Annotated in this window: 20 protein-coding genes and 1 pseudogene; 4 read left to right on the top strand and 17 right to left on the bottom strand. The window is 66.9% G+C overall.

Annotated elements, in window-relative coordinates; all coding sequences use genetic code 11:
- The coding region (locus ACFFNX_RS05005) for an isocitrate lyase/phosphoenolpyruvate mutase family protein (RefSeq protein ID WP_378195860.1) at positions 1 to 272 on the bottom strand (272 nt) is incomplete at its 3' end.
- 158 nt (positions 273 to 430) lie between these two features.
- Between ACFFNX_RS05005 and ACFFNX_RS05010 the strand changes: the two genes are divergently transcribed.
- Positions 431 to 1,927: a cryptochrome/photolyase family protein gene (locus tag ACFFNX_RS05010; RefSeq protein ID WP_378195862.1), complete on the top strand. Its 1,497-nt coding sequence runs from the start codon at positions 431 to 433 to the stop codon at positions 1,925 to 1,927.
- Positions 1,928 to 2,122: 195 nt separating this feature from the next.
- Here the strand turns inward: ACFFNX_RS05010 and ACFFNX_RS05015 are convergent, their stop codons facing one another.
- The 3 genes from ACFFNX_RS05015 to ACFFNX_RS05025 all read right to left on the bottom strand — a co-directional run bounded on the left by ACFFNX_RS05015 (position 2,123) and on the right by ACFFNX_RS05025 (position 5,949).
- Positions 2,123 to 2,485, bottom strand: coding sequence for a hypothetical protein (locus ACFFNX_RS05015; protein WP_378195865.1), 363 nt, complete (start codon positions 2,483 to 2,485; stop codon positions 2,123 to 2,125).
- A gap of 345 nt (positions 2,486 to 2,830) precedes the next feature.
- Positions 2,831 to 4,924 (bottom strand): elongation factor G, encoded by a 2,094-nt coding sequence (gene fusA, locus ACFFNX_RS05020; RefSeq protein WP_378195868.1) that lies wholly within the window; start codon positions 4,922 to 4,924, stop codon positions 2,831 to 2,833.
- 119 nt (positions 4,925 to 5,043) lie between these two features.
- Positions 5,044 to 5,949: an AraC family transcriptional regulator gene (locus ACFFNX_RS05025; RefSeq protein ID WP_378195871.1), complete on the bottom strand. Its 906-nt coding sequence runs from the start codon at positions 5,947 to 5,949 to the stop codon at positions 5,044 to 5,046.
- A gap of 125 nt (positions 5,950 to 6,074) precedes the next feature.
- On the opposite strand from ACFFNX_RS05025, the gene ACFFNX_RS05030 reads away from it, so the two are divergent.
- Positions 6,075 to 7,130: a saccharopine dehydrogenase family protein gene (locus ACFFNX_RS05030; protein ID WP_378195874.1), complete on the top strand. Its 1,056-nt coding sequence runs from the start codon at positions 6,075 to 6,077 to the stop codon at positions 7,128 to 7,130.
- An 81-nt stretch (positions 7,131 to 7,211) separates the two neighbouring features.
- On the opposite strand, the gene ACFFNX_RS05035 is transcribed toward ACFFNX_RS05030, so the two are convergent.
- From ACFFNX_RS05035 to ACFFNX_RS05050, 4 genes and pseudogenes are all read right to left on the bottom strand, one after another.
- Complete coding sequence (locus ACFFNX_RS05035; protein ID WP_378195877.1) at positions 7,212 to 8,198, bottom strand: hypothetical protein; 987 nt, start codon at positions 8,196 to 8,198, stop codon at positions 7,212 to 7,214.
- Between the two features lie 148 nt (positions 8,199 to 8,346).
- Positions 8,347 to 9,318 (bottom strand): annotated as a pseudogene (locus ACFFNX_RS05040) (integrase core domain-containing protein).
- A gap of 145 nt (positions 9,319 to 9,463) precedes the next feature.
- On the bottom strand, positions 9,464 to 10,225 hold the full coding sequence (locus ACFFNX_RS05045) for a class I SAM-dependent methyltransferase (protein WP_378195880.1): 762 nt from the start codon (positions 10,223 to 10,225) through the stop codon (positions 9,464 to 9,466).
- Positions 10,222 to 10,890 carry a TetR/AcrR family transcriptional regulator gene (locus tag ACFFNX_RS05050; RefSeq protein ID WP_378195883.1) on the bottom strand — a complete coding sequence of 223 codons (669 nt, stop codon included), beginning with the start codon at positions 10,888 to 10,890 and terminating at the stop codon, positions 10,222 to 10,224. The genes ACFFNX_RS05045 and ACFFNX_RS05050 overlap by 4 nt, the downstream gene beginning before the upstream one ends.
- Before the next feature lie 102 nt (positions 10,891 to 10,992).
- Here ACFFNX_RS05050 and ACFFNX_RS05055 point away from each other — a divergent pair, with 102 nt between their 5' ends.
- A complete protein-coding gene (locus ACFFNX_RS05055; RefSeq protein ID WP_378195886.1) occupies positions 10,993 to 12,135 on the top strand; it encodes an FAD-dependent monooxygenase in 1,143 nt (380 codons plus the stop codon).
- Positions 12,136 to 12,380: 245 nt separating this feature from the next.
- Here ACFFNX_RS05055 and ACFFNX_RS05060 read toward each other — a convergent pair whose 3' ends face one another.
- Together ACFFNX_RS05060 and ACFFNX_RS05065 are read right to left on the bottom strand one after the other, a co-directional pair.
- Positions 12,381 to 13,058, bottom strand: coding sequence for a hypothetical protein (locus ACFFNX_RS05060; RefSeq protein WP_378195889.1), 678 nt, complete (start codon positions 13,056 to 13,058; stop codon positions 12,381 to 12,383).
- 1 nt (position 13,059) lies between these two features.
- Positions 13,060 to 13,611: a hypothetical protein gene (locus ACFFNX_RS05065; protein ID WP_378195892.1), complete on the bottom strand. Its 552-nt coding sequence runs from the start codon at positions 13,609 to 13,611 to the stop codon at positions 13,060 to 13,062.
- 955 nt (positions 13,612 to 14,566) lie between these two features.
- On the opposite strand from ACFFNX_RS05065, the gene ACFFNX_RS05070 reads away from it, so the two are divergent.
- Positions 14,567 to 15,166 carry a hypothetical protein gene (locus ACFFNX_RS05070; RefSeq protein ID WP_378195895.1) on the top strand — a complete coding sequence of 200 codons (600 nt, stop codon included), beginning with the start codon at positions 14,567 to 14,569 and terminating at the stop codon, positions 15,164 to 15,166.
- Between the two features lie 139 nt (positions 15,167 to 15,305).
- Here ACFFNX_RS05070 and ACFFNX_RS05075 read toward each other — a convergent pair whose 3' ends face one another.
- The 7 genes from ACFFNX_RS05075 to ACFFNX_RS05105 form a co-directional block, all read right to left on the bottom strand.
- Positions 15,306 to 16,121, bottom strand: a complete 816-nt coding sequence (locus ACFFNX_RS05075; protein ID WP_378195898.1) for a site-specific integrase — start codon at positions 16,119 to 16,121, stop codon at positions 15,306 to 15,308.
- A gap of 1,001 nt (positions 16,122 to 17,122) precedes the next feature.
- Entirely contained in the window at positions 17,123 to 17,446 is a 324-nt protein-coding gene (locus tag ACFFNX_RS05080; RefSeq protein WP_378195901.1) for a helix-turn-helix domain-containing protein, read from the bottom strand.
- On the bottom strand, positions 17,443 to 18,492 hold the full coding sequence (locus ACFFNX_RS05085; protein WP_378195904.1) for a tyrosine-type recombinase/integrase: 1,050 nt from the start codon (positions 18,490 to 18,492) through the stop codon (positions 17,443 to 17,445). Before ACFFNX_RS05085 ends, ACFFNX_RS05080 begins: the two co-directional genes overlap by 4 nt.
- A gap of 188 nt (positions 18,493 to 18,680) precedes the next feature.
- Positions 18,681 to 20,147, bottom strand: a complete 1,467-nt coding sequence (locus ACFFNX_RS05090; RefSeq protein ID WP_378195907.1) for an SAVED domain-containing protein — start codon at positions 20,145 to 20,147, stop codon at positions 18,681 to 18,683.
- Positions 20,144 to 21,079, bottom strand: coding sequence for an AAA family ATPase (locus tag ACFFNX_RS05095; protein ID WP_378195910.1), 936 nt, complete (start codon positions 21,077 to 21,079; stop codon positions 20,144 to 20,146). Before ACFFNX_RS05095 ends, ACFFNX_RS05090 begins: the two co-directional genes overlap by 4 nt.
- Entirely contained in the window at positions 21,076 to 21,576 is a 501-nt protein-coding gene (locus tag ACFFNX_RS05100; RefSeq protein ID WP_378195913.1) for an HORMA-1 domain-containing protein, read from the bottom strand. The genes ACFFNX_RS05095 and ACFFNX_RS05100 overlap by 4 nt, the downstream gene beginning before the upstream one ends.
- Positions 21,573 to 22,544, bottom strand: a complete 972-nt coding sequence (locus ACFFNX_RS05105) for a CBASS oligonucleotide cyclase (RefSeq protein WP_378195916.1) — start codon at positions 22,542 to 22,544, stop codon at positions 21,573 to 21,575. The genes ACFFNX_RS05100 and ACFFNX_RS05105 overlap by 4 nt, the downstream gene beginning before the upstream one ends.
- Between the last annotated feature and the right edge of the window lie 115 nt (positions 22,545 to 22,659).

The raw sequence follows: 22,659 nt of genomic DNA on the forward strand, positions 1-22,659 counted from the left end.
TCGGAGTAGCCGCCTTCGATGTCGGCGCTCACCGGGACGTCGACGGCCGCCGCGACCAGGGCGATGAGGTCGACGCGGCGGTCCCGTCCCAGGGTCTCGCCGTCGGCGGCGCCCAGGCTCCAGGCGACCCCGGCGCTCGTGGTGGCGACCGCCCGTGCACCGGCGTCCGCCACCAGGCGGGCGCTGACGGCGTCCCAGGCGTTGGGCAGGACCAGGAGGCCGTCGTGCAGCGCGTGGAACGCCTCGGCCCTGGCCTTGGTGTCAGCTGTCATGAGTGCAGTCCACCAGCCGTACGCCGGCGGCGGCTGGCGAGAATCCGACATCGACGTCGCGCCGGGCCCCGCCGCCGTCCCCTGGGGCCACGACGCGCCGCCGAATTCGACCGTACGGACCGGCATCCGATCGCGTCCGGGCGGTAACACTCCAGGTCATGGGAGGCAGAGCGCCACTGTGGCTGTTCGGGGACCAACTCGGCCGGCACTTCCACGCGACGCCGGAGAACCGGGGCCGGGACGTGCTGCTGATCGAGTCGGAGGCCGCGCTGGCCCGGCGGCCGTTCCACCGGCAGAAGCTGCACCTGGTCCTGTCGGCGATGCGGCACCTCGCCGGGGAACTCGGCGACCGGGCCACGCTGGTCCGGGCCCGAACGTATCGCGAGGGCCTGGCCCGGTTCGGGCGCCCGGTCGTCGTGCACGAACCCGGCTCCCACGCGGCGGAACGGCTGGTCGCGGACCTGATCGAGGAGGGGCTGGTCGAGGCCGAACTGCCCACGCCGGGGTTCATCCGGTCGAAGAGGGACTTCGCCGCCTGGGCCGACGGGCGAAGACGCCTGGTGATGGAGGACTTCTACCGGGACCAGCGGCGCCGGTTCACGGTCCTGGTGGAGCCCGACGGCGACCCGGTCGGCGGGACGTGGAACCTCGACCGCGACAACCGTGAGCCGCCGCCGCACCGGGCCGCCCTCGGCGTGCCGAGGGCCTACCGGCCACGCGAGGACGACGTCGACCGGGGCGTACGAGACGACCTGGACCGGCTGCTGCGCGCCCGGCGGATCGGCCCGGTCGGCGTGGACGGGCCACGGCTGTTCGCGGCCACCCACGACGAGGCGTGGCGGGCGCTGCGGAGGTTCCTCACGACGCGGCTGGCCTCGTTCGGCCCGCATCAGGACGCGATGCTCGCCGGAGACTGGGCCATGTCGCACGCCCTGCTCTCGGCACCGCTGAACCTCGGCCTGCTCGACCCGCTCGCGGTCGTCCGCGAGGCCGAGGCCCGCCTGCGGAGCGGCGAGGCGCCGCTGAACAGCGTGGAGGGGTTCGTCCGGCAGATCCTGGGCTGGCGGGAGTGGATCTGGCACCTGTACTGGTACCTGGGACCGTCCTACCTCGACCGCAACGCGCTGGACGCGCACACCCCGCTGCCGGACTGGTGGCGGCGGCTGGACCCCTCGCGGGTGAGCGCCCGGTGCCTGCGCACGGCGCTGGCCGGGGTGCGGGACCGCGCGTACGCCCATCACATCCAGCGGCTGATGGTGCTGGGCAACTTCGCCCTGCAACGCGGCTTCGCGCCGCGCGCGCTCACCGAGTGGTTCGCCACCGCCTTCGTCGACGGCCATCCGTGGGTCATGCCGGCGAACGTCATCGGCATGAGCCAGTACGCGGACGGCGGCGTCGTGGCGACCAAGCCGTACGCCGCCGGGGGCGCGTACATCAACACGATGAGCGACTACTGCCGGGACTGCCGGTACGACCCGCGGGTCCGGCTCGGCCCGGACGCCTGCCCCTTCACCGCGGGTTACTGGGCCTGGCTGGACCGCAACGCGACCCGGCTGACGGGGAACCGCCGCATGGCACGGCCGCTGAGCGGGCTGCGCCGCCTCGCCGACCGGGAGGCCGTCGTCGAGCAGGAAAGGCACCGGAGACGCTATTGACGGCCCTCACCGATGTCCGGCATCACCGGACAAGGGTGGGCAGGGTCGTCGCCGGGGCGGCCGTTCCCCCGGCGGCGCGGCCGCGTCGTCTCGCGGGGCCGACGCGGCCGTCGGGCGGGAAAGGCACCGGAAGCGCCATCGGTAAATCGCCTCCGGGCTTTTCCCGCTGCTTTCGCGGCGGGGGTAACCGCCGTTTCAGGCCGCAGGGACGCCGTCCGCGGCATTGACATCTTTGTGGAATCGCTTGTGGATGTAGAGGCGCTCGCCGAGCGACTCGCAACGCCACCAGAGTCCGGACGGCGGGCCGATCCGGATGTTTCGCGGAAGCTCGCGGAGGATCTCCTTCACCGGGGTCGTCCTGAGGCGCCCCGAGGAGCAGACCAGGATGCGCCGGTCGGTCACCACGACGACGCGGTAGGCATTGGACAAAAGGATGATCCAGTAAGAGATCAGCGCGAAGTACTGGCTGGTCGTCTGGGCGCAGAACACCGACTGGATGTTCTCGCCGGGCTGCAGAAGATGCGCCGCGTTCTGCCGAAGTTTGTCGCGGATGGCCACGGGTCCGACCTTTCTCGAATATGGGGGTGGCGCCAAAGATTACTGGTGCCGGGAGTCGGACGTCCACAGTGCCGCCGCACCTGACTTCTTGACATCAATATTGGTTGCGGTTCCATTCGATGGCGGGAGGGATCCGTGAGCGCTGTTCGGCCGCCGACGCGTCTTCACTCGGCGCCGTTCACCGTCGCGGCCGATACGACTCAGATGACGTTCGCGAGCGTGCGGGCCGGTACTGCGCTCTCAGCGGGGCCGTCTTCGTCCTGCCTCCGCAGGGCCCGGCGGGTGCCGGTACGATACCGGCACCCGCCCTGGCGCGTTCCGCCGCTCGTGGCGGAACGCGCCTGGTCACGCCTTGGCGACGATGGACTCGGTCAGGCCGCGCGGGACCTCGGCGTAGGAGTCGAACTGCATCGAGTGGCTCCCCCGGCCCGAGGTCCGGCTCCGCAGATCACTGACGTAACCGAACATCTCCGACAGCGGCACCAGGGCCCGGATGAGGCGGGCGCCGGCCCGCTCGTCCATGGCCTGGACGTGGCCGCGGCGTGCGTTCAGGTCGCCGATGACCTCCCCCATCGCGCCGTCGGGCGTGATGACCTCGACCTCCATCACCGGTTCTAGGAGCACGGGTGCCGCCTGGCGGGCGGCCTCGCGGAACGCCTGGTACCCGGCCTGCCGGAACGCCAGCTCGGAGGAGTCCTGCTCGTGGAAGGCGCCGTCGAGAAGAATGACGCGTACGCCCGTCATCTCGTGCCCGGCCACGATGCCGGTGTGCATCGCGTCCTGGCAGCCGGCGTCCACCGACGGGATGAACTCCTTCGGGATGCGGCCTCCGGTGACCTTGTTCACGAACTCATAGCCGTCCGCGATCGGTTCGATCGAGATCTGCACCTTGGCGAACTGTCCCCTGCCTCCTGTCTGTTTCCGATGCGTGTAGCCGACCTGCGCGACCGGTCGGCGGATGGTCTCCCGGTAGGCGACCCGCGGCCGGCCGAGGTCGGCGCTCACCCCGAGCTCCCGTTCCATCCGGTCGACGAGGATCGACAGGTGCAACTCGCCCATCCCGCCGATGACGGTCTGGCCGGTCTCCCGGTCGGTACGCACCGCGAAGGACGGGTCCTCCGCGGCGAGCCGTTGGAGCGCCGGCAGCAGCCTGTCCTCATCCGCCCTGGACCTGGGGCGTACGGCCGCCTCGATGACGGGTTCCGGCAGGTCCATGGACTCCAGGACCACCGGGCGCCGGTCGTCGCACAGCGTGTCGCCGGTCGTGGTGCCCTTCAGCCCCATCAGGACGACGATGTCGCCGGCGCCCGCCGAGTCCAGCTCCTGCCGCCTGGCCCCGTTCATCCGGAAGATCCTGCCGATCCGCTCCTTCTGGCCGCTGACGGAGTTGAGCACCGTCGCGCCCGGTTCCAGCCGGCCGGAGTAGATCCGGGCGAACGCCAGCGCGCCGAGGTGCCGGTCGGTCACGATCTTGAACGCCAGGGCGGCCGGCGGCTCGTCGTCGGACGGCGCGATCCGCTCGCCGCGCTCGTCGTCGAGGACCTCGACGTCGAGCGGTGACGGCAGATAGCGCACGACCGCGTCGAGCAGGGGCTGGACGCCCTTGTTCTTGAACGCGGTGCCGCAGAGCACCGGCGTGACCGTGACGCCCGCCGACGTGCCGGAGGCGATGGTGACCCGCCGGATCGCCGCGTACAGGCGCTCCTCGGACGGCTCCCGCCCCTCGGCGTACAGCCGCATCATCTCCTCGTCGTGCTCGGCGACCGTCTCCAGCAGCCGGTCGCGCCACTCCCGGGCGGCCTCGGCGTACGCGGCCGGGATGCCGGTGACCTCGTACGCCTCACCGAGGCGCGCCTCGGCGTGCCAGACGCAGGCCCGCATCCGGACCAGGTCGACGACGCCCGTGAAGCCGGCCTCGGTCCCGATCGGCAGCTGCACGACCAGGGGTACCGCCCCGAGCCGGTCGACGATCATGTCGACGCAGGCGTGGAAGTCGGCTCCCGCACGGTCGAGCTTGTTGACGAAGCAGATCCGCGGAACGCCGTACCGGTCGGCCTGGTGCCAGACCGTCTCGGACTGCGGCTCCACGCCCGCGACCCCGTCGAACACCGCCACGGCGCCGTCGAGCACCCGCAGGCAGCGCTCCACCTCGACGGTGAAGTCGACGTGCCCCGGAGTGTCGATGATGGTGACGGTGTGGTCGGCGCCGTCGACCGTCCACTGACACGTGGTCGCCGCGGACGTGATCGTGATGCCGTGTTCGCGCTCCTGTTCGGTGTGGTCCATCAACGTGTCGCCGTCGTGGACCTCGCCGATCCGGTACGCGACGCCGGTGTAGTACAGGATCCGCTCGGTGGTCGTCGTCTTGCCCGCATCGATGTGGGCCATGATCCCGATGTTGCGGATCGCGGCCAGATCCAGACGAGTCCTGGTGGCCATGAGTTTGATCCTTTCTGCGTTCGATGGGTGGACGACGACCGGTCGTACGGGGCCCAAGTATCGAGTCGCAGGTAGCACCACCGCACGCCATTTTCAGGCCCGTCGCGTCGTCGGAGGTCTCACTGCCGCCGGTACCGGCCGGGGGCGACGCCGAACGCTCGCTTGAAGGCGTTGGCGAACGCGTACTCCGATCCGTAGCCGACCCGCGCCGCCACCGCGCTCAGTGGCAGGTCGGAGTCGCGCAGGAGACCGGCGGCCACGGTCATCCGCCACCAGGTCAGGTAGCCCAGGGGCGGCCTGCCGACCAACGCGGTGAACCGCCGGGAGAAGGCCGCGCGGGACATCCCCGCCCGGGTCCCGAGTTCCTCGACCGTCCACGGCCGGGCCGGATCGTCGTGGATGCCGTTCAGCGCCGCCACGATGCGGGGATCGCGTAGCGCCGCGGTCCAGCCCGTCGCCGGGTGTTCGTCCGGCTGCTCGTCGAGCCAGCCGCGCACCATGTAGACCAGCAGCGCGTCGAGCAGCGACGGCAGAACGGCGTCCACTCCCGGGCGGCGCCGTTCGAGTTCGGCTCCGAGCAGGTCGATCGCGGCGCGCAACGACGGATGACGCCCGACGCGGGCCGGCAGGTGGATGATCTCTGGAAGCTCGTCCAGCAGAGGATGGCGGCGGGTCCGGTCGATCAGGTACGCGCCGCAGAGCATCACGACGGACTCGTCGTGGCCGCCGGGCGAGACCTGGTCCTCGACCTCGGCCAGCGAGGTGACCGGAGGGTCGGCCGGCGGATCGGAGAAGCCGTCGGCGAGCCCGTGGGCGCTTCCGTGCGGCAGGAACACCGCGTCGCCCGTACCCAGCACGATCGGCGAGCCGTCGCCGGTCAGCCGGCACGTTCCCCGCAGGACCACGTGAAAGCCCGCTCCCGCGAACGACGAGTGGCGTACGGCCCACCGGCCCCGCCTCCCGGTACGTGCCGAATGCGGCCGTCCCGACCGCATCGCGGTGATCGCGTCACTGAGCACGTCCATGGTCGCCAACGTATCGCCGTTCCGGATCGGCGAGACGTCTGCGTATCTTCTCGGCATTCTCGCGCATTGGTCGTCTCGCGCTGAGCTCATAGCGTTGGCTCATCCGAACACGAGGAGCCATTCATATGAAGATCGCCGTCTACGGGGCGAACGGCTATACGGGGCGGCTCGTCGTCGCCGAGCTGGCCCGGCGGGGCATCGATACCGTACTGGCAGGGCGCAGCCTCGAACGCCTCCGCAAGGCGGCGGCCGAGGTGGACGCGCACCGGGCCGAGGCGCGCGCCGCGGGTGTCGAGGACACCACCGCGCTCGCCCGCGCGTTCGAGGGCTGCGACGCGGTGATCAACTGCGCGGGCCCGTTCCGCGGATCCGGTGAGGCGGTGGTGCGCGCCGCGATCGGGGCCGGTTGCCACTACGTGGACATCGCGGGCGAACAGCTCTACCTGAAGCGGGTCCACGACACGTTCGCGTCCGAGGCCGCGAACGCCGGGGTGACCGTGGTGCCCGGTGTGAACGACGACGGGCTGCCCAGCGACCTGATCGCGCACCTCGCGGCCCGGCGGGTCGAGCCGGTCACCGACCTCGTCATCGCCCTGGACCTGGCGCGCAGCGGTGCCACGCCGTCGCGCGGCACCCTGCGCTCGGCGCTCGCGAACATCGACACGTTCACCGGCGGCGGCCTCACCTATCGCGACGGCGACTGGCTCCCGGACGCCGCGGCCCGGAGCACGTCGGTCGCCTTCCCCGGCGATCCGGAACCGGTTCCGGCCGCACGATTCCCCCTGCCCGGTGTCGTCACCGTCCCCCGCCACGTACGTGCTCGGCACGTCGAGGGGGTGGTCAGGACGGAGCTGGTGGCCGCCTTCTCCACGGTCACTCCCGAAATCGTGGACGGCGTGCCCGACGGGCCGTCCGAGGAGAACCGCCGTGCCGGGCGGTGGACCATCATCGCCGACGCCACCGGCCACGACGGGCGGTCGGCCCGCGGCGTGGTGTCGGGTCCGGACACGTACGGCTCCACCGCGGTCATCGCGGTCGAGAGCGCACGCCGGCTCGTCGTCGACGGAGCCGAGCCCGGCGTGCTGGCCCCCGCCCAGGCGTACGACGCGACCGGCTTCCTCGACTTCCTCACCGAGCACGGCGCAACGTGGACCGTCGAGGTCGTACCGGCAGGAGGATGAGAGCGTTCCCCGGGCATCGGCGAACGTCGGTGCCGGAAGCTCCTGGCCGGTGCGCGTCGGCAGCGGCCCGGCGGTCGGTACTCATGGAGACGACGGTGCGCCGTCCGCCCGCGGGAACCTCAGGCCGAGAGCGGTGGCCAGGAGGACCAGGCCCGTACCGATGCTCACGGCATGCTCGATCACCGCGACAACGGGGTGTTCGGCCATCACGTAGCCCCCGGGGCGGATGACGGCCAGGGGAAGCTTCCAGCAGCTCCAGGCGAACAGCGAGCCGGAGGCCGCGAACACCAGCGTCATCGGGACCCACATCGGCAGCCGCGCGGGGCGGCCACGGACGAGCGCCAGGAGGCTACAGCCGCCGATCAGCGCCCACAGTCCCGCGTTGCCGGTCAGCAGCCGCCCGTTCAGGTCCCCATGACCGCGATGGGCGGAGTCCAGGCCGATCGTCCCGCCGAACCCCCAGTACAGCCAGAGCAGTCCCAGCGCCACGGCCGCGAGCATCGCCGTACGGGCCGGCCACGGGAAGCGGGGCCGGCGCTCGCCGATCCGGCCCAGGAAACGGCTCGGCCATCTCTCCCTCAGGTAGATCGGAAGGGCCACGGCGAGCCCCACCGCCATCCCGGCGAAGCCGATGCTGATGAAGACCGTCTCCCACCCGGCCGCGGACGCCGAATGACCGGCGTGGCCACCGTCCCGGTCGCCGCCGACCACGTCGAGGACCCCCGTGATCATCATGTACGGGAGCATCGGCACCAGAAAGCCGGCCGCCACCCAGGAGAAGAAGACCACGGGAAGCGCGGGCAGCCGCCGCCCCCACCGCTGAGCCAGCGCGAGTCCCAGTACGACCCCGACCGCGGACATCCCCACGGTGACCGTGTTCAGCCCGACCCAGCCGGCGGTCCCGACGTCCGGTGGCCCGTACCCGGCCAGCGCCGCGGTGACCCAGATGACCTTGACCAGCAGATAAAGCGACATGGTCAGCGCGGCCGAATAACCCGCCACCCTGCGCACGACGCTCCACCGCACGCCGATGGCCCTGGCCTCCGGCTCGGATGGCACCTGCGTCATTGGGATCCCGCCTCCCCGCGCCTCGTGGACACCGGCGATCCTTCCGCCGCCCGTCCACACACGGATCCCACCGGCGGGGGACGTCTCCGCGGTCCCCTCCCCCGGACGGGTGATCACCCGACCATGCGCCGACACCGTCCCGCCCGGCTCACGTCCACTGGCGCCAGGTGTGCTGTCCGGGGAGGTTGGTCGAGCGGGTGGCGGATGGTTTGCCGTCGGTTGTGGTGTGAGGCCGGTGGTGGTTGTAGAAGTGGCGCCAGGCCGGGAGGGCTTTGCGGCGTGCGTGTTCTGAGCGGTAGAAGCGGCCGAGTGCCTGGCCGTCGGCCAGGGTGCGGTGTAAGCGTTCGGCCTTCCCGTTGGTCTGGGGCCGATAGAGAGGGTCTTTTTCGGGGTGATACCGAGCTCGGTGCGGGCTTGGTGCCGGTAGGCCGGGCCGTTGTCGGACAGCACGCGTTCGGCCCTCACGCCGCGGCGGTGTACCAGGCCACCGCGTTGCGGAGGACCTCGATCGCGTCTTTCGTCGTCGCGGATCTCGGCGTAGGCGACGGGGGAATGGTCATCGATGACGGTGTGGACGAACGCGGTGCCCAGGCGCGGTTCGTATCGGGTATTGCGGGCCCCGGTGCGGTTGGTGGTGGCCTCATGGTTGCGTTCGCCCTGGACGCGGCCGGCATAGCGCCGGCCGCCGCCATCCGGGGATGTTGCCGGAGTTCTTCACATCCACATGCGGCATCGCACCCGGATGATCGTGTCCATAGCGGCGGATCGGCTCCCCCGCTGCCCCGGTCGATGGGGGACAACCGGTTGAGCCCGCACCGCCGCAGCACAGCGTGCACCGTCCAGGCCGACACGCCCGAACATCCCGCGATCTGCACCGGCCCCAGCCGCTGCCTCAACCGCACATACACGATCTTGCGCACCACCGACTGCGGCGCCCGGCCGAGCTGTGATCCGGCCGCGACGACCGATCGGACATCCCGACGGCGCCCTACCCACGCTAACGCCCGGCCCAGCGCCTAGCGGTCGGCCACAGCGCCCCATACCGCTCAGCCGCCCTCGCGATGGACCATCCATCATCGACGATCAAACACGCCAGCCGAAGACACCCACCAGGAGTCAAGGCAGCGTAGCGCGGGACACCAAGGCCCCCTGGCCGATGGAACGGTTCCCAGGCAGTCCCACTCCACAACCGCAGGCCTTCACCAATCACCCACATTCACACCGTGCCGCCACACAACCTCAACCAACCTGCCTGGACAGTACAGCTAACCGTGCCGTTCGAGCGTGAGCAGCGGCTCGGCGAACACCGGTGCCGGCGCGCCGGGATCCGCGGCGACGGCCTGCTCCAGGCGGCGGAACCCGGTCTCCAGCTCGTCGGGACTGAGCTGAGCGAAGAACGAGAGCGTCCGCAGGCGCAGCCGTTCGAGCATGTCACCGCGGGTGCCGGAGGACGGCTCGGTCACCGTGCCGAAGCTCGCGACGCGCCAGCCGGACGAGGTGAACATCTCGATGACCTCGTGCAGCGGCTGGAACAGCGCCGCGTCCGCCGCGAAGCCGCGGGGGAAGTACTCCAGCCACCACGGCCGGGGATGATGGTCGCTGAAGTTCGCGCGCAGAAGCAGCCGCCCGCCGGGCCCGACCACCCTGGCCAGCTCCCGAACCGCCCGTGGCTTGTCCTGGACGTGGTGCCAGGACAGGAACATCAGGGCGTAGTCGGCGCTGCCGGACGGCACCGGCAGGTCCTCGGCAGAGCCGGCCAGATACCGCACCTCGGGATGCCGGGCCTGCGCCTGCGCCGTCTCGCGCATGCGGACCGACGGCTCGACGCCGGTGACCGGACCGAACGCTCGCGCGAGCGCGGGGGTGAACCTGCCGGTCCCCGAGCCGACGTCCAGCCCCGTCAGCGGACGCCGCTCGGGCAGCACCGCCGCGAAGGCACTGAGCCATGTCCGCAGCTGCCGCTGGTCCAGCGCACGGCCACGCGCGTAGTCCTGGTACTGCTCCGTGTCGTAGTCGATCCGCCTCATCTCGGCTCCCGCCTCGGGGCGGTGGGAGGTTCTTCCACGGCCGTGTAGCGGCGCAGGTCGCCTTCGGTGAGCGGAAGAGGCGTTCCCGGAACGGCGCTCAGCCCCTCCAGCACGATCTCCATTACGCGGGCCATGGCTGGCTCGTCGGGCATGCTCGGTGGCGTGTAGACGTGCAGGGTCATGAGCATGGCGATGTCTCCGGGGCCGATGTCGCCGCGTAGCGCGCCATCCGCCTGTGCCTGTTCGACCATCTGAAGGACGACGGCGATCACCCGTTGCCGCATCTCGTGCAGATCACGGCCGGCCCTGAGTCGCTGGTGCAGGTGCGGTTCGAGCTTGGCGGACAGGGTGCCCAGCCTCAGGCCGGTGCAGGCGCGCAGGAAGCGGCACAGCGCGTGCCAGGCGTCGGGCTCCTCTCGCCAGGCGGCCTCCGCGAGGTCCACCAGGCGGTGAAGGCTGTCCTCACCGACGGCGCGGAGCAACGCGTCCCGGTCGGGGAAACGGCGGTACAGCGTGCCGATGCCGACGCCCGCCCGGCGCGCCACCTCTTCCAGCGGCACGTCGACGCCCTGCTCCACGATCAGCGCCTGGGCCGCCGCGACGATCAGATCCCGGTTCCGGCGTGCGTCGGCGCGCAGGCCGGTCGCCTCCTGGGAGTTCTCCACTCGCGAACCTCACCGAACAATTGGACGATTTTCCTCCGGTTAGGCTACCGTGCGTCGTAACCGGAGGATTTTCTTCCGGTTAATCCCTGAGCGGGAGGCGTGGTGAACAGACCGTCAGTACTGATCTCCGGGGCCGGCGTGGGAGGGCCGACGCTGGCCTACTGGCTGGCGCGTCACGGTTTCGGTGTCACCGTCGTCGAACGTGCCGGGACGCCGCGTTCCGCCGGGAACCCGGTGGACGTCAGAGGTCCTGCCGTGCGTGTCGCCGAGCAGATGGGGGTGCTGCCTCGGCTGAGGGAGGCCGCCACCGGCACGACCGGACTCCGTTTCGTCGACGCGGCGGGCCGGCACACCGGCCGGATGGACATGCGCGCGATACAGCGGGCGGGCGAGTTCGAATTGCCACGCGGCGACCTCGCGTCGATCCTGTTCGAGGCGAGTCGCGACCACGCCGAGTTCCTCATCGATGACTCCGTCACGGCCCTCGACCAGGACCCGCACGGGGTCGAGGTCACCTTCGAGCGCGCCGAGCCGCGCCGTTTCGACCTGGTGGTCGGGGCCGACGGCCTGCATTCGGTGACGCGCCGGCTGGCGTTCGGCGCGGAAGGCCGGTTCGTTCGCCATCGGGGGATGTATGTCGCGACAATGCCGCTGGCCGGACGCGCCGGACCCGGCAGCGACGTGATCATGCACAACACGCCGGGCAAGGCCGTCGCGGTCGGCCCCCGTCCGCACGGCGCGTTCTTCCTCTACCGCGGCCCCGCCGAGCCCGGCTTCGACCACCGCGACACCGAGCAGCACAAGCGGCTGCTGACCAAGGCCTTCGCGGACGTGTCCTGGCGGGCGCCCGAACTGCTGCGACACGTGCGCGCCGCCGAAGACCTCTACTTCGACGCGGTCAGCCAGGTGGACCTTCCGCGCTGGTGGGACGGCCGGGTCGCGCTCCTCGGCGACGCCGCGTCCTGCGTGTCACTGTTCGGGAACGGCTCCACCCTGGCCATGGCGGGGGCGTTCACCCTGGCGCGGGAACTGGCCGACGGCGGGGACGACCCCCGCGCCGCCTTCGCCCGCTACGAGACCGCCCACCGACGGCTGACAGACCCCGGCGTACGGAACATCCGACCGGCTTCGGGGTTCCTCGTCCCCGCGACACGGCACGGGATCCTGGCGCGGAACGCGGCCACCCGCCTGTGGCCCGTCGTGGCCGTCGCCGCACGGCTGAGGCGTCCCCACGAACCGCTCTGACCGGCTTCGCCCCCACAGCCATCGTCTGGTGCGGGTCAACGGCGAAGGGGCCCGGCCGTCAAAGCCGAGCCCCTTGCCGACACAACACCGTCACCGACGCGGCGAGTTCCGGTCAGACCGGATCACGCCGGTGAGCACTGGCGCAGTGCACTTATTCTGAGGCTGCAGTATTCCCCAGCCATGAGTGAGCCGGGCGAGAGACTTGTTGGCGCCGGCGCCCCCGAACGGGGAGCAGAGACGGCTGCTCAGATGAGCGTCGACGGAGAGTGCTTGCTCATGTAGCCCTTGAAGGCGTTGCGGATGGCCGCCTGTAGATAGCTGGCCTGACGTGATCCGGGAACGACATTACGTTCGTACTCCCGGTTCCGGGCGTCGAGGTAGCGCACTAGGTTGGGCGAGCCGGTGTTCGACACGAATAGCTCGTCCTGGGTCCTGACGTCGGCCCTCAGCCCTTCGAAGTTCCGCGCCATGCCAACGCCCACCGGCCTGGTGAGATAATACTTGCACTCGACGACCAGAACGCATTGGCTACCGCGAGGAACGATCTTCTGTGCCCTGCTGATCGCCGCTTCTTCCGCTGGTAGTACTAGGACGTCGCATTCGTGGAGAACCCCGGACGTGCCCTGCACGTAGACACCGAGATGAACCTCAAGAGCCGGCGCTCCGGGAAACTCGATCAGGGCGTGCGTATAGGGCTTGTTAGTGCTGTAGAGCTGCCCAGGGCTCGTCCTGAAAAGCTTACCAAATGCCTTCGTTCCGTGGACATCCTCGTACGTGATAGCCGCTCCATTCTCGCTCGCGGTACTGACGATAAGAGCGAAGACGTATCCTTCGTAGACGTCGGACGGAGTGGACGCGGAATGATAGGAGACGGCTCCGATCAGCCCCCGAATCTCGTTCAGAAGATCGTCAACATCGCTCACTTCAGACCTCCTCACGGACCCGGGCGAAAAGCGCTGAGGCAGCCTCTCTTCTCTCCCGGGAGATCCGTTCGGTGAGCGTAGTGCGCCGATCGCTTCGCCGCCCCTGCAGACCCTCCTCCGGTTCAAAGACAACGGTCTCCGCGATCAGCCGGAGCCCCTCGTCGGTCGTTGCGGGCCGCAGTGCCGCCAACGTTTCCGCCTCAATCTCCGGTAGTTCTATGACCACCCGACGAACGGCGTCGAGAAGAAGGAGCACCCTCTCCCGGAGGGTCATGGGCCGGGTCGTAATCACGAGGGTCCCGCCCCGTCTGGACGCCTCCCGCTCGCCGCCTTCGGCACGAGCGATGGTGTAATCCTCCGACGCTGCCGCCCGAAAGTCCTCGCGCCCCTCCCGCCTCTGGCGCCCCTTACCCCTTCGGCGCTGGAGGATTCGCTCCTCGGAGACACCGTCTGCGATGGCCTCGTCCACCTCGTTCAGAACCCACTCCAAGTCGGTCCCCTCGAACAGACCTCGCAGCCCTCGGTCGACTCTGCGCAGTTCAAGATCGTCCATTTCCACCCCCGGTGCGAAACCCGTCGACGCGCTCCCGATTATAGGGTTTCGCCACCATCCTGCGTTCCATAATCCCAAGGACCTCTGGCGCACGAAGCAGCCTTGAGAGACGAACATCCAAGACTCGCCTGGAGGCTAAGGCGCCTTGCCGGAGATACGGAGTGCGGCATCTGTAGCTATGACTTCCGCCATCATCTCCGCCATAGAGACAACGAGAATTCGCAGATCAAAAACTAAGGAGTGAACCGACTTCGGTCGGTTCACTCCTTAGTTTTTGATCGCCCTGAGCAAATAAAGACAATAACTTCTTAGTAACGAAACTGCCCGTTCTACTGGGGCAGTGCACTTATTCCCGAGGTGCAGTATTCCTCAGGGAGCCTACTGACGAGGACCTCCGAAGTGACTGCCGGGCCCCACCGCCTGGGGACCGCTTGGGCCTCCTCCGCCGACCCGAACTTTGGCCTGTTTGGGACAGCGGTTAATCGAAGCCTCCGAACCGGAGAGCACCTGCGCGGGCTCGCCACGGCCAAAAAGAGCACTTCAAACTCATCAGCATCGCGAGCATCATCTGATACCACGGGCGTCTCGCCAATTCGGCAAACAAGCTTTCCCTTTCCGTGATAGTTCCATGCCACCCGCCGTTAACGACAGTTGACGTATCAAACAAAAAGGGGGACGTTATGCCGCACCACCCAAATGACCTGCCGCCATCGAGAGGCCACGGATGTCACACCCAGCCAATTTCGGACATCCTCAACATCCAGTTGATTGCGAAAAGGCACAACAGCACAAGTGCCTGTGCATTAATTGCGGAGGCCTCCAACACGGATGGCCCTACAGGCTCCGACTGTCGTATGCACCATCAGACGAAGGGCGGAAGGAGCTTCACCGAAAGGCAGACACTGCCTGGGCAGCGGAAAGCCGAGGACGAGAAAACAAGAAGCCTACCTTTGCCATGAAGGCGGCAGCGATCGATACCGCCGCAGCCGATCTGGTCGACTGGCTTGCAGAGGACAAGGAGATTACCGATCGGATCCAGGCCATCGGAGACACGCTCGCCGACGGTGCTATCGAAGATCTGCGAGGCTCACTCGGCGCCAATGAACTGAAAAATTTCAAGACCGCTTCGTTAAATCACTTCTGGTGCGAACTGCTCGGATCCCTTGCATGTGTACTTGATCAGATACGAGGATGGCGCAATCAGGTCCGCGATCAGCTCAAGGAGGTCATGCTCGCCTCAAATGCAAGCACCCTGATCGAAGATGACACCGTCAGCCTTGCCGTCGACGCAGCTTGGGCCGCAATACCACACGCCCTGCTATTCCCTCAGCTCAACCAGATAGACCACATAATCTGGCCCGTACGGACACTGGCCATACTGATGTGTAAGGCGCCCGAGCGCCACAAGACCGTATCGAAGTGCTGCCTTGATCCGATCGCTGCCGGCGCTAACCAGGTGGTCAAAGCCGCCGTCGCAGACCTTACCAAGAAGCGACTAATTCAAGCTCTACCATCAGATTGGCCACCTGAAACACGAAAAAAGCTATCCGAATAGCACATTGCGAGCCGTCGATTTTAGCAAGGTTCGTATGGTGGCGAGAAAATTTTCTCGCCACCATACGGCCATCGTTCAGTGCATTGCGTGAACGCGTTGAGATACTCGGGGTATCACTCGTTATGCTGGGGCAGAGCACTTATCTCGAGAGTGCGGGATTCCCCCTCAGAGCCTGGACCGCCTTCTGATCTTCGGCGCGGGCGGTGAGGTAGTCGATCCATTCACGCTTCGCATACTTCGACCAGCGGGCAGCTGTCTCGATATGGATGCCGAGGAGATCGGCGACGATCGGTACTGGGAGGTCGGTAACGAGTGCCATGAGCGCGGTGTTGCGAACCGCACGCTTGTTGCGGATGCCGGCCTCGTTCAGACGTCGCCGGAGGGCGGAAACGCTGAGTGGTCGGCCCGGAGCTTGTCCATGGAAGAGCCAGCCTCCGTCAGTGCAGGCTCGACCGAGCACCGACGGATTGTGTGCAGCATCGCGAAGTTCGATGACCAGACCTGCGAGTTTGGGTGGCAGAGGAAGGCGCCCGTCACCGACAACGAGGAAAGCCTCGGTTCCCTCTTGTTCGATGTGTTCGCGACGGAGTGTGACCATCCGACTGGGAGGGATCCCGTAGAGAAAGATCAGAGCGCCAGCGACTCGTGTGGTTAGTGGCATGTGGTCGTCTTCAAGACAGCGCCGGAACTCACGCCAGCGGTCATCTTCGTCTATGAAGTGGGCGGGCTCGACGCGTGGAGGATGTGCCACGGTCATGCTGGGCACGAGGCCGTGGCTGTTCGCCCATTTAAGGAAGCCATCGATCAGGAAACGTCGTCTTCCAGTATTGAGCGAGAGCCATTCCTCGACGTCGTTCTGTCGGAGGTCGGCTAGTTGCCTGTTCTGGCGCCTAAGCCAGATCAGTAGTTCAGTGACTCCGCAGCTGCTGCAGGAGTAGTTGACCGTGACGCCCACGCATGGCCCGCAGATGAGCACGCCGTCAGCGGTGCAGGCGACGAGCGGTTGGCTCTGCCCACAGTTTGGGCAGGGCGACGCCGTGCCACGAATTCTGTGGTAACACTTGTCGCAGACCGGACCCATGGGCCAGTTTGCTTGGATGATCCCAACTCGCCCGCATCCAGCGCAGAGGCGCTTGGAGCGTGGCTGGCATGACTTGCATCGTGGCTGTCCCCGGTCTCCGCCGCGGCAGGGCCGTTCACGACCGCAGACCGAGCAGATTCGAATTGGGCCGTCATTGCAGTTGACACATAGGTCGGGGTGATCGCGGGTCGCCGCTATTGAGATTGGTCTGACGCGGCCGCAGTTTCCGCACAGACGACGCGGCTGGTAGTGGAGGCTGTAGCAATTGATGCAAATCCAGCCATCTTCACCGCGGCAAGGTGTCTTGCGGTGCCGACCACAGATTGCGCACGGACCGACCCGTTGGCCGGGCCGACAGGTCTGACACAACGGAGCCCCGTCCTCTCGACGGGCGCAGATCCGTGCCACGCGTCCACAGCTTGAGCACTTGTCTTGACGTTCACGGCTATAGCACTTGCTGCAAAGGCCTCCTTCGGGCAAGCGGAGTTGGACCGGTCGGATGTTTCCGCAACGGCAACAGGCCTTACTTGTTCGCTGTCGGTAGCAGCGGCGACATAGGCGGCCGCCAGGGACCTTGTGCGGGCGGTTGATAACGCGTCCACAGTCGAGGCATTGAGGCTCACGAACGTCGTACCCGAGCGCCAGAAGCACCTGTGCTAGCCGCGTCACTGCCAATGGCGCCTCTGAATGGGGCTCTCGCAATCCATCAGGATGTCGTGTCAAGTAGTCCCGCACCTGGCTCAGAGACTGGTTGGTCCCGGCGGCCTGCAATAGAACATTACGAGCGAGTTCCTGGTCGGGCTCGGGGGCTGCACGAGCAAGAAGATCTGCTGTCTTGTTCAGGAGCGCGCGAGAGAACGGGGGCTGCGGGCGCGTCACGACTCCCCCGGCCGACGAATCTTGGTGCGGCGCGCCTTGGGCGGTGCTGGAAGGTCGCCACCCGCAGTCTTGCGAACTTGGGCATTGACGACCTCGACCTCGATCAGGTCGTTTGGGGTGCATTCCAGGATGCCGCATAGAGCAGCGAGGGTGTCCATCGACAGCCGTTGGGGCAGCTGGGTCACCAGCCGGAACACCTGCTCGCGAGACAGGTGGACGCCGCGTTCGGCCAACGGGGCGACCAGGTCTGTTGTCTGGAACATGTCTCTGGTGGCCATGAGCTTGCGGAGGTTCCAGCGGATGCCCATCTTCTTGATCATTTGCCCTCCCAAAGGCTCGGTTCACGGTCCCGTAGCGCTCGCTGCACTAGGCGGTTTCGGTAGTCGTCCGAGACCCCGGTATAGATTGCGGTTGTGCTCGCGTAGTCGTGGCCAACCTGCAAGGACACGAACTTTTCCGGGTAGTCGAACTCGATGAGGTGGGTCACATAGCTATGGCGCAGCGAGTGTAGGTCGAGCTCGCTCGCCAACCCAGCCGCTTCTCTCGCCTGAACGAAGGCAGTGTTAAGACCCCGGAGTGAAACGCGGCCAGACCTCTCGGTGACAAACAGCGCAGGCAGCTTGCCGGGTGAGAACTGCGGTCGAACCTCAATGATCCAGTGGTCAAGCACATCGACGATCCAGTCCATCTCGGGGACGGTGAGGGTAGTGCGACGCTTGGGTGGGCTACCTTTGGACGCTTTCCCGTAGCGGACAAGCAGAGCACCGTACTGTCCAAGCTGGGGCATCTTCGGTGCCCGTCGCAGGTCCGGTAGGTCGAGCATCCGAGTTTCGTTGCGGCGCAGCCCGTAGGCGTAGACGGTTTTGAGCATGGCTGCATCCCGCATCGCGGTCAAAGCTCCCTTGCGGCCGTGCGATCGAGCCTCTTCCACCCGCCCATCAATGGCGTCGAACAGCTCCTGCACCTCGTCATAGGTGAGAGGACGACGCTCAGGGCGTCCTTCGTAGTCGACGACGTGCTGGACCCGGTTGTTCTCGGTGAAGATCTGCTGCGGAAACTGACCGAACTGGCGCTGGCACTCCTCTGGCCAGCCGTAACGTCGATCGGTGAGGTACTCCATGAACAAAGCAAGCGTCGTCTCGTATCCGCGCCCTGTCGACATGCCGATCGGCTTGCGGGCGCGATTCGAGGACCGCAGGTGGGCGATGAAGGCCTCGCCGTCGGCCGGCTGCCACTCCCACGAATAGCTGTTGGTGAACTCCAGTAGCCGCCGTACCAGCGCGACTCGCGGCCGGATCGTGGCCTTCTCGTTCAGGAACCGGGTCTGCTGCTGCCGCACCCATCCGGCCAGCATCGCCTCCAGCACTGCAGGTTTCGGGTCAAGGTGGACGACTCCCTCGACGAGTTCCTAGTGGGCAGCGCCAGGTAGATCGGCAGCATGGGCCACGGACGCCTCCATTGCATCGGATGCAACATTGTTGAGGCGTTCAGGGTGCGTACGCAACCGCCTTCCGAAGATCGGACGGTCAGTTCATGGGCACCTACTAGGACCACTCAGTTCCGCACCTGCAACGCGGGGACGTACCGACCCGGTTCCCCCATGTCCCAGTAAGTCCAGGTGGCAGGCATCCGGTCCCACGCATGACCAAGCAGCAGTGCGCAGGCGCCGGGCATCGCCATAAAGAGATGCAGTTCGGAGGGGCGGAGACGCTGCCTGAGTGCCCGCAGTTCATCTCGGAGCTGGAAGATCACCGCTTGGGCGTGCGAGAGACCGGCAAGTGCCGCGCGTCCGGGCGTCGGCAGCCTCGCTCTGATGTGATAGGCGTTCGGATGCATCTCCGATAGGTATTCCTCGACGTCCTCCAAGATGTCGGTAGCGAAGCTGACGCTCACCGCCCAGGGGCGGCCACGTGGGTCGGTGGGCTCGTGGTCGGGGAGGTAGATCTGCAAATCTCTCTGGCCGCTCGGGGCAACGCTGGAGAGCCAGATACCGTCGCGGGCCTGGGCACTGACGGTGAAGCCAGCGGTGCTGCAGAAGTGAGCGCCGATAGCGAACCACAAGGGGAGGCGCATCGGCCCGTCGACCTCGAAATCGCTAATGCCAGTTGCCCGGAGTCGTCGCCGCGCTATGGCGAGATCGGCGGCAATCCGCTCGCGGGCGGCCACCGGATCAGTGAACGCTCTGCGTTCGCGCGGGTCATCGCCTTCGAACAGATCGGTCCAGTCAACGGAATATACAGCAGTCTCCCCTCGGGGATTGCGCTCCAGCGCCTGGGCAACGAACAACGGGCGTCCGGCTGTGATACGCAGCTTCAACCCATCGATGATCCCTGTAAGCTGTGCCGGAGTAAAGATCTGCCGCGGCGCTTTGACCCAGTCGCGCACCTGTTGGACGCCGACCGCCGCTCCGTCGTTATCGGCACGGACGCGAGCTCCCGCAGCAGCATCTTGAACTTTCTCTCTCCACTCCTTCTCGGACAGGGCATGGCGGATTTCGAGGCATTCGAGGAACTCGAGCAGTTCGGCCTCATCGACCGCGAGGTGATCCGCCCAGCGTCTCCGCGCCACGGCGAGTGGACCCGTCCCCTGTCGCAGGGTCTCGACGATGTGCGCGTCCGTTGTCGCGCGCGCTCCGAGCACCATGTCAGTGGGGTCGATCGCCTTCGTGGTGGCTAGAACCACTTTCGGGAGCTGCGCGTGTCGGGGACGGAGCGTCACCCAACTCGCGTAAAGCCGTTGCAGGAGGCTTGGTCGGCCCTTCGGACGTTCGAACAGCCATACTTCTGTAAGTGGACTAGTGGCGTCGACAGATGCCTTGACCTGCCAGTATTCATCTGGCCCTGCGGTGCGACGCAACGTCAGATCATCGACGTTCCCTGCTTGGCTAGCCTCGACGGCTAGCTCGGTGATCGTGGAGTCGGCCCGCTGCGTGCGCAACACGTGATACCAGACCACGAGGTGCTGGACATCGTCGCCCAGCAGGCGGGCCCCGCTGGCCGCGCGGGCGGTCTCGGTCGTCATCTCCGCTCAGCCTCGAACGGCCGGGTCGGCAGCGTCCGAGCCAGGACATCTCGTGCGATTACTGAGTCGACCGCGACTCCCTGACGGTAAGCGGCCAAGATGATCTCCGGCACGAGACGTTGGCGCAGATCGGAGTAGGTGTAACTGTAGGTTCGGCCGGCGTTCTCTCCGGTGGCGGAGGCCAAGGCGTCGATGTCCGCTGGCGACAACTTGGTCCCGCTAAGGAGCCGAGTCAGCAACGCGGCCCTCTGCGCATGGGTGGGGCGCTCGAACACCTCGACGGTCGCCGCGCGACGCTGCACTGCCGGGTCGAGCGCATCGATCCGGTTCGTACACAAGATCGTGAGCACGGGCAGCCGATCGATCCGCATCCCATCGATGCCGCGTAGCAGGGCATTCACCCCGGCGCGGTCCTCATGATGCATCTGGGCAAGTTCACGGGACTGGGCCAATGCATCAGCTTCGTCGACGAGCAGAACGCCGAGGCTGGAAGCGGTCCCGTCGCTTCGCCGTGCTCTGGCGAAATCTGCGGTGATGCGCTCGAACGCGCGGGTCAACAGCGTCGTCATCTCGCCAACGGCCCCGCGCCCTCTCGCGGTCAGACTCAGCGGATACAAAGTCACATCGGTGTCGGTTCGGATCGCGATTGCCTGGCCAATCACCTCGGCGACCTCGGTCTTGCCGACCCCGACGTCGCCGGCGAACACGAGCAGCGGGGTCCGGTCCGCGAGGGCATTGATGGCGGGGATGATCTCACCGTGCATGGCCCTGCTCCACTGCTGGATCACGGTAGGATCCAGCAGCGCGACGGCGTCTGTCACCAGGCGATCGATCAGATCATCGAGCCCCACGAGCGCGACCAATCTGGCCTGCGCCAACGAATTCGGGAACTCCTCGGTGCGGGCAAACAGCCCTTCGGTGCCCTCGATCACGACCAGCTCCTGAAGACCGCCCGCTGCACCCCAACGCCTCCGGCGGCGTAGGTCCGATCTTTCTCCCAGTAGCCGTGGGCATCGCTGGGCAATGAGCCTGTGCCCCTAACAAAGGGGAGCTTCTTCTTCACGGCCGCCTTAGCAGAGTCGCTAAGAAGGTCCCAGGTGTATGAGTAGCTCAAGAAGGTGAACCAACTCGCCTGCGCGACACTTACTCCGGTGGGGACACCGCCCGCGCCGCCGGTGAGCGCCCCGTCTGGGCCGACGGTGTAACGCAGCGACCAGACGACCATGCCATCCCGCTTGAACCCGAACTGATATTTGTCCACATACCCGTCCGCGAGGAGTTCCTCGAGCTCGGACCGGTACTCGGCGAGTCTGCTGCTGCTCGGGCTGCCATAAAGGACGTGGCTTTGCCGTAGATCTGTGGTGACCCGACCTGCGAGGCGACGCGCGTGGGTGCGCGTGAAGCTTTCGGCGTAGGTGTAGCTACTCACGCCGCCCCCTTAAAGCTGGTGCCAAACACGTCCTGCCACAGCTCGACTGCCTGGCCCTTGGCCGGCTCGTAGTAGGCCGTGGAGATTGCGTCGAACGCCTCCTGGGCCGCGGCGACGAGCCGGTCGCGGTGCTGGGCCTCGTAGTGCTCGGCCACGTTGTTGTCGAAGTTGACCGGGTCGAGGATCTGGATCGGCGCGCTTCCACGGGCGGGCAGGTCCGACGCCGGATGGAAGTCGGTGAAGGCAATCTGTTCGTCGAGGCCACCGTTGACGATGAAGGCGAAGAACCGCTCAAGCGCTTCGACATAGTCGTTGAGCACCAACCCGCCATCGGCCAGATGGACCCACAACAGCTCGAGCATGAAGCTCTTGCACTTGAACTCGCCGTCGCGCCTCTTCTGCTGCCGAGCCCACCACTTCGTGAATCGGATGAGCTGCGCGAGGTGCTTCGGGTGATCCTTCTTGCGGCCGCGAATGAAGTCCAGATGCTGGCGGACGCTGGTCTTCAGGCGCTCGCCGGTGTCCTTGCTAACGAGATAGCCCACGTCGTTCGGCTCACCCTCGTAGAGCACCGGGACAACATCGACTTCAAGCCTGCTGGCCGCGAACGTGACGGTCACGCAGTGGGTGTTGGCGACGATCTGATCGTCGGACAGGGCCGGGTACGCCTCGATGACCAGGTCCCGGACCCAGTTGACGAGTTTTGGCGTATCTTCCGGAGCTTGTTCGGCTTTCACGTAGACCGCAAGGTCACGATCGTTGACGCTGCGTAGAGCCGTGCCCTTTGCGACCGAACCGGCGTGCAGCGCTTTGACGAAGCCGTATCCCGGCGACGCGGCGATCTTCGCCTCGATCCGGTCACGAAGCCGATTGACCTGGGCTCGCTGGTCGTCAACCTCGGTCTTCTTCAGGTTGACCCTGTCATCTGCGAAGGCGGCGAGGTCTCTGTGTTGAATCTGGGGGGACATAAGTCGATCCTTCGTTATCACGTTGCAGTAAACGCAACATTGTTGCTCTCATTTCGACGGTCGGCCTGACGTGGGCCGAGAGGTCACGGGGGTGGCGAGCTGACTTCCCTTGCCA

Source organism: Actinoallomurus acaciae (assembly GCF_042429965.1).
Lineage (GTDB): Bacteria > Actinomycetota > Actinomycetes > Streptosporangiales > Streptosporangiaceae > Actinoallomurus > Actinoallomurus acaciae.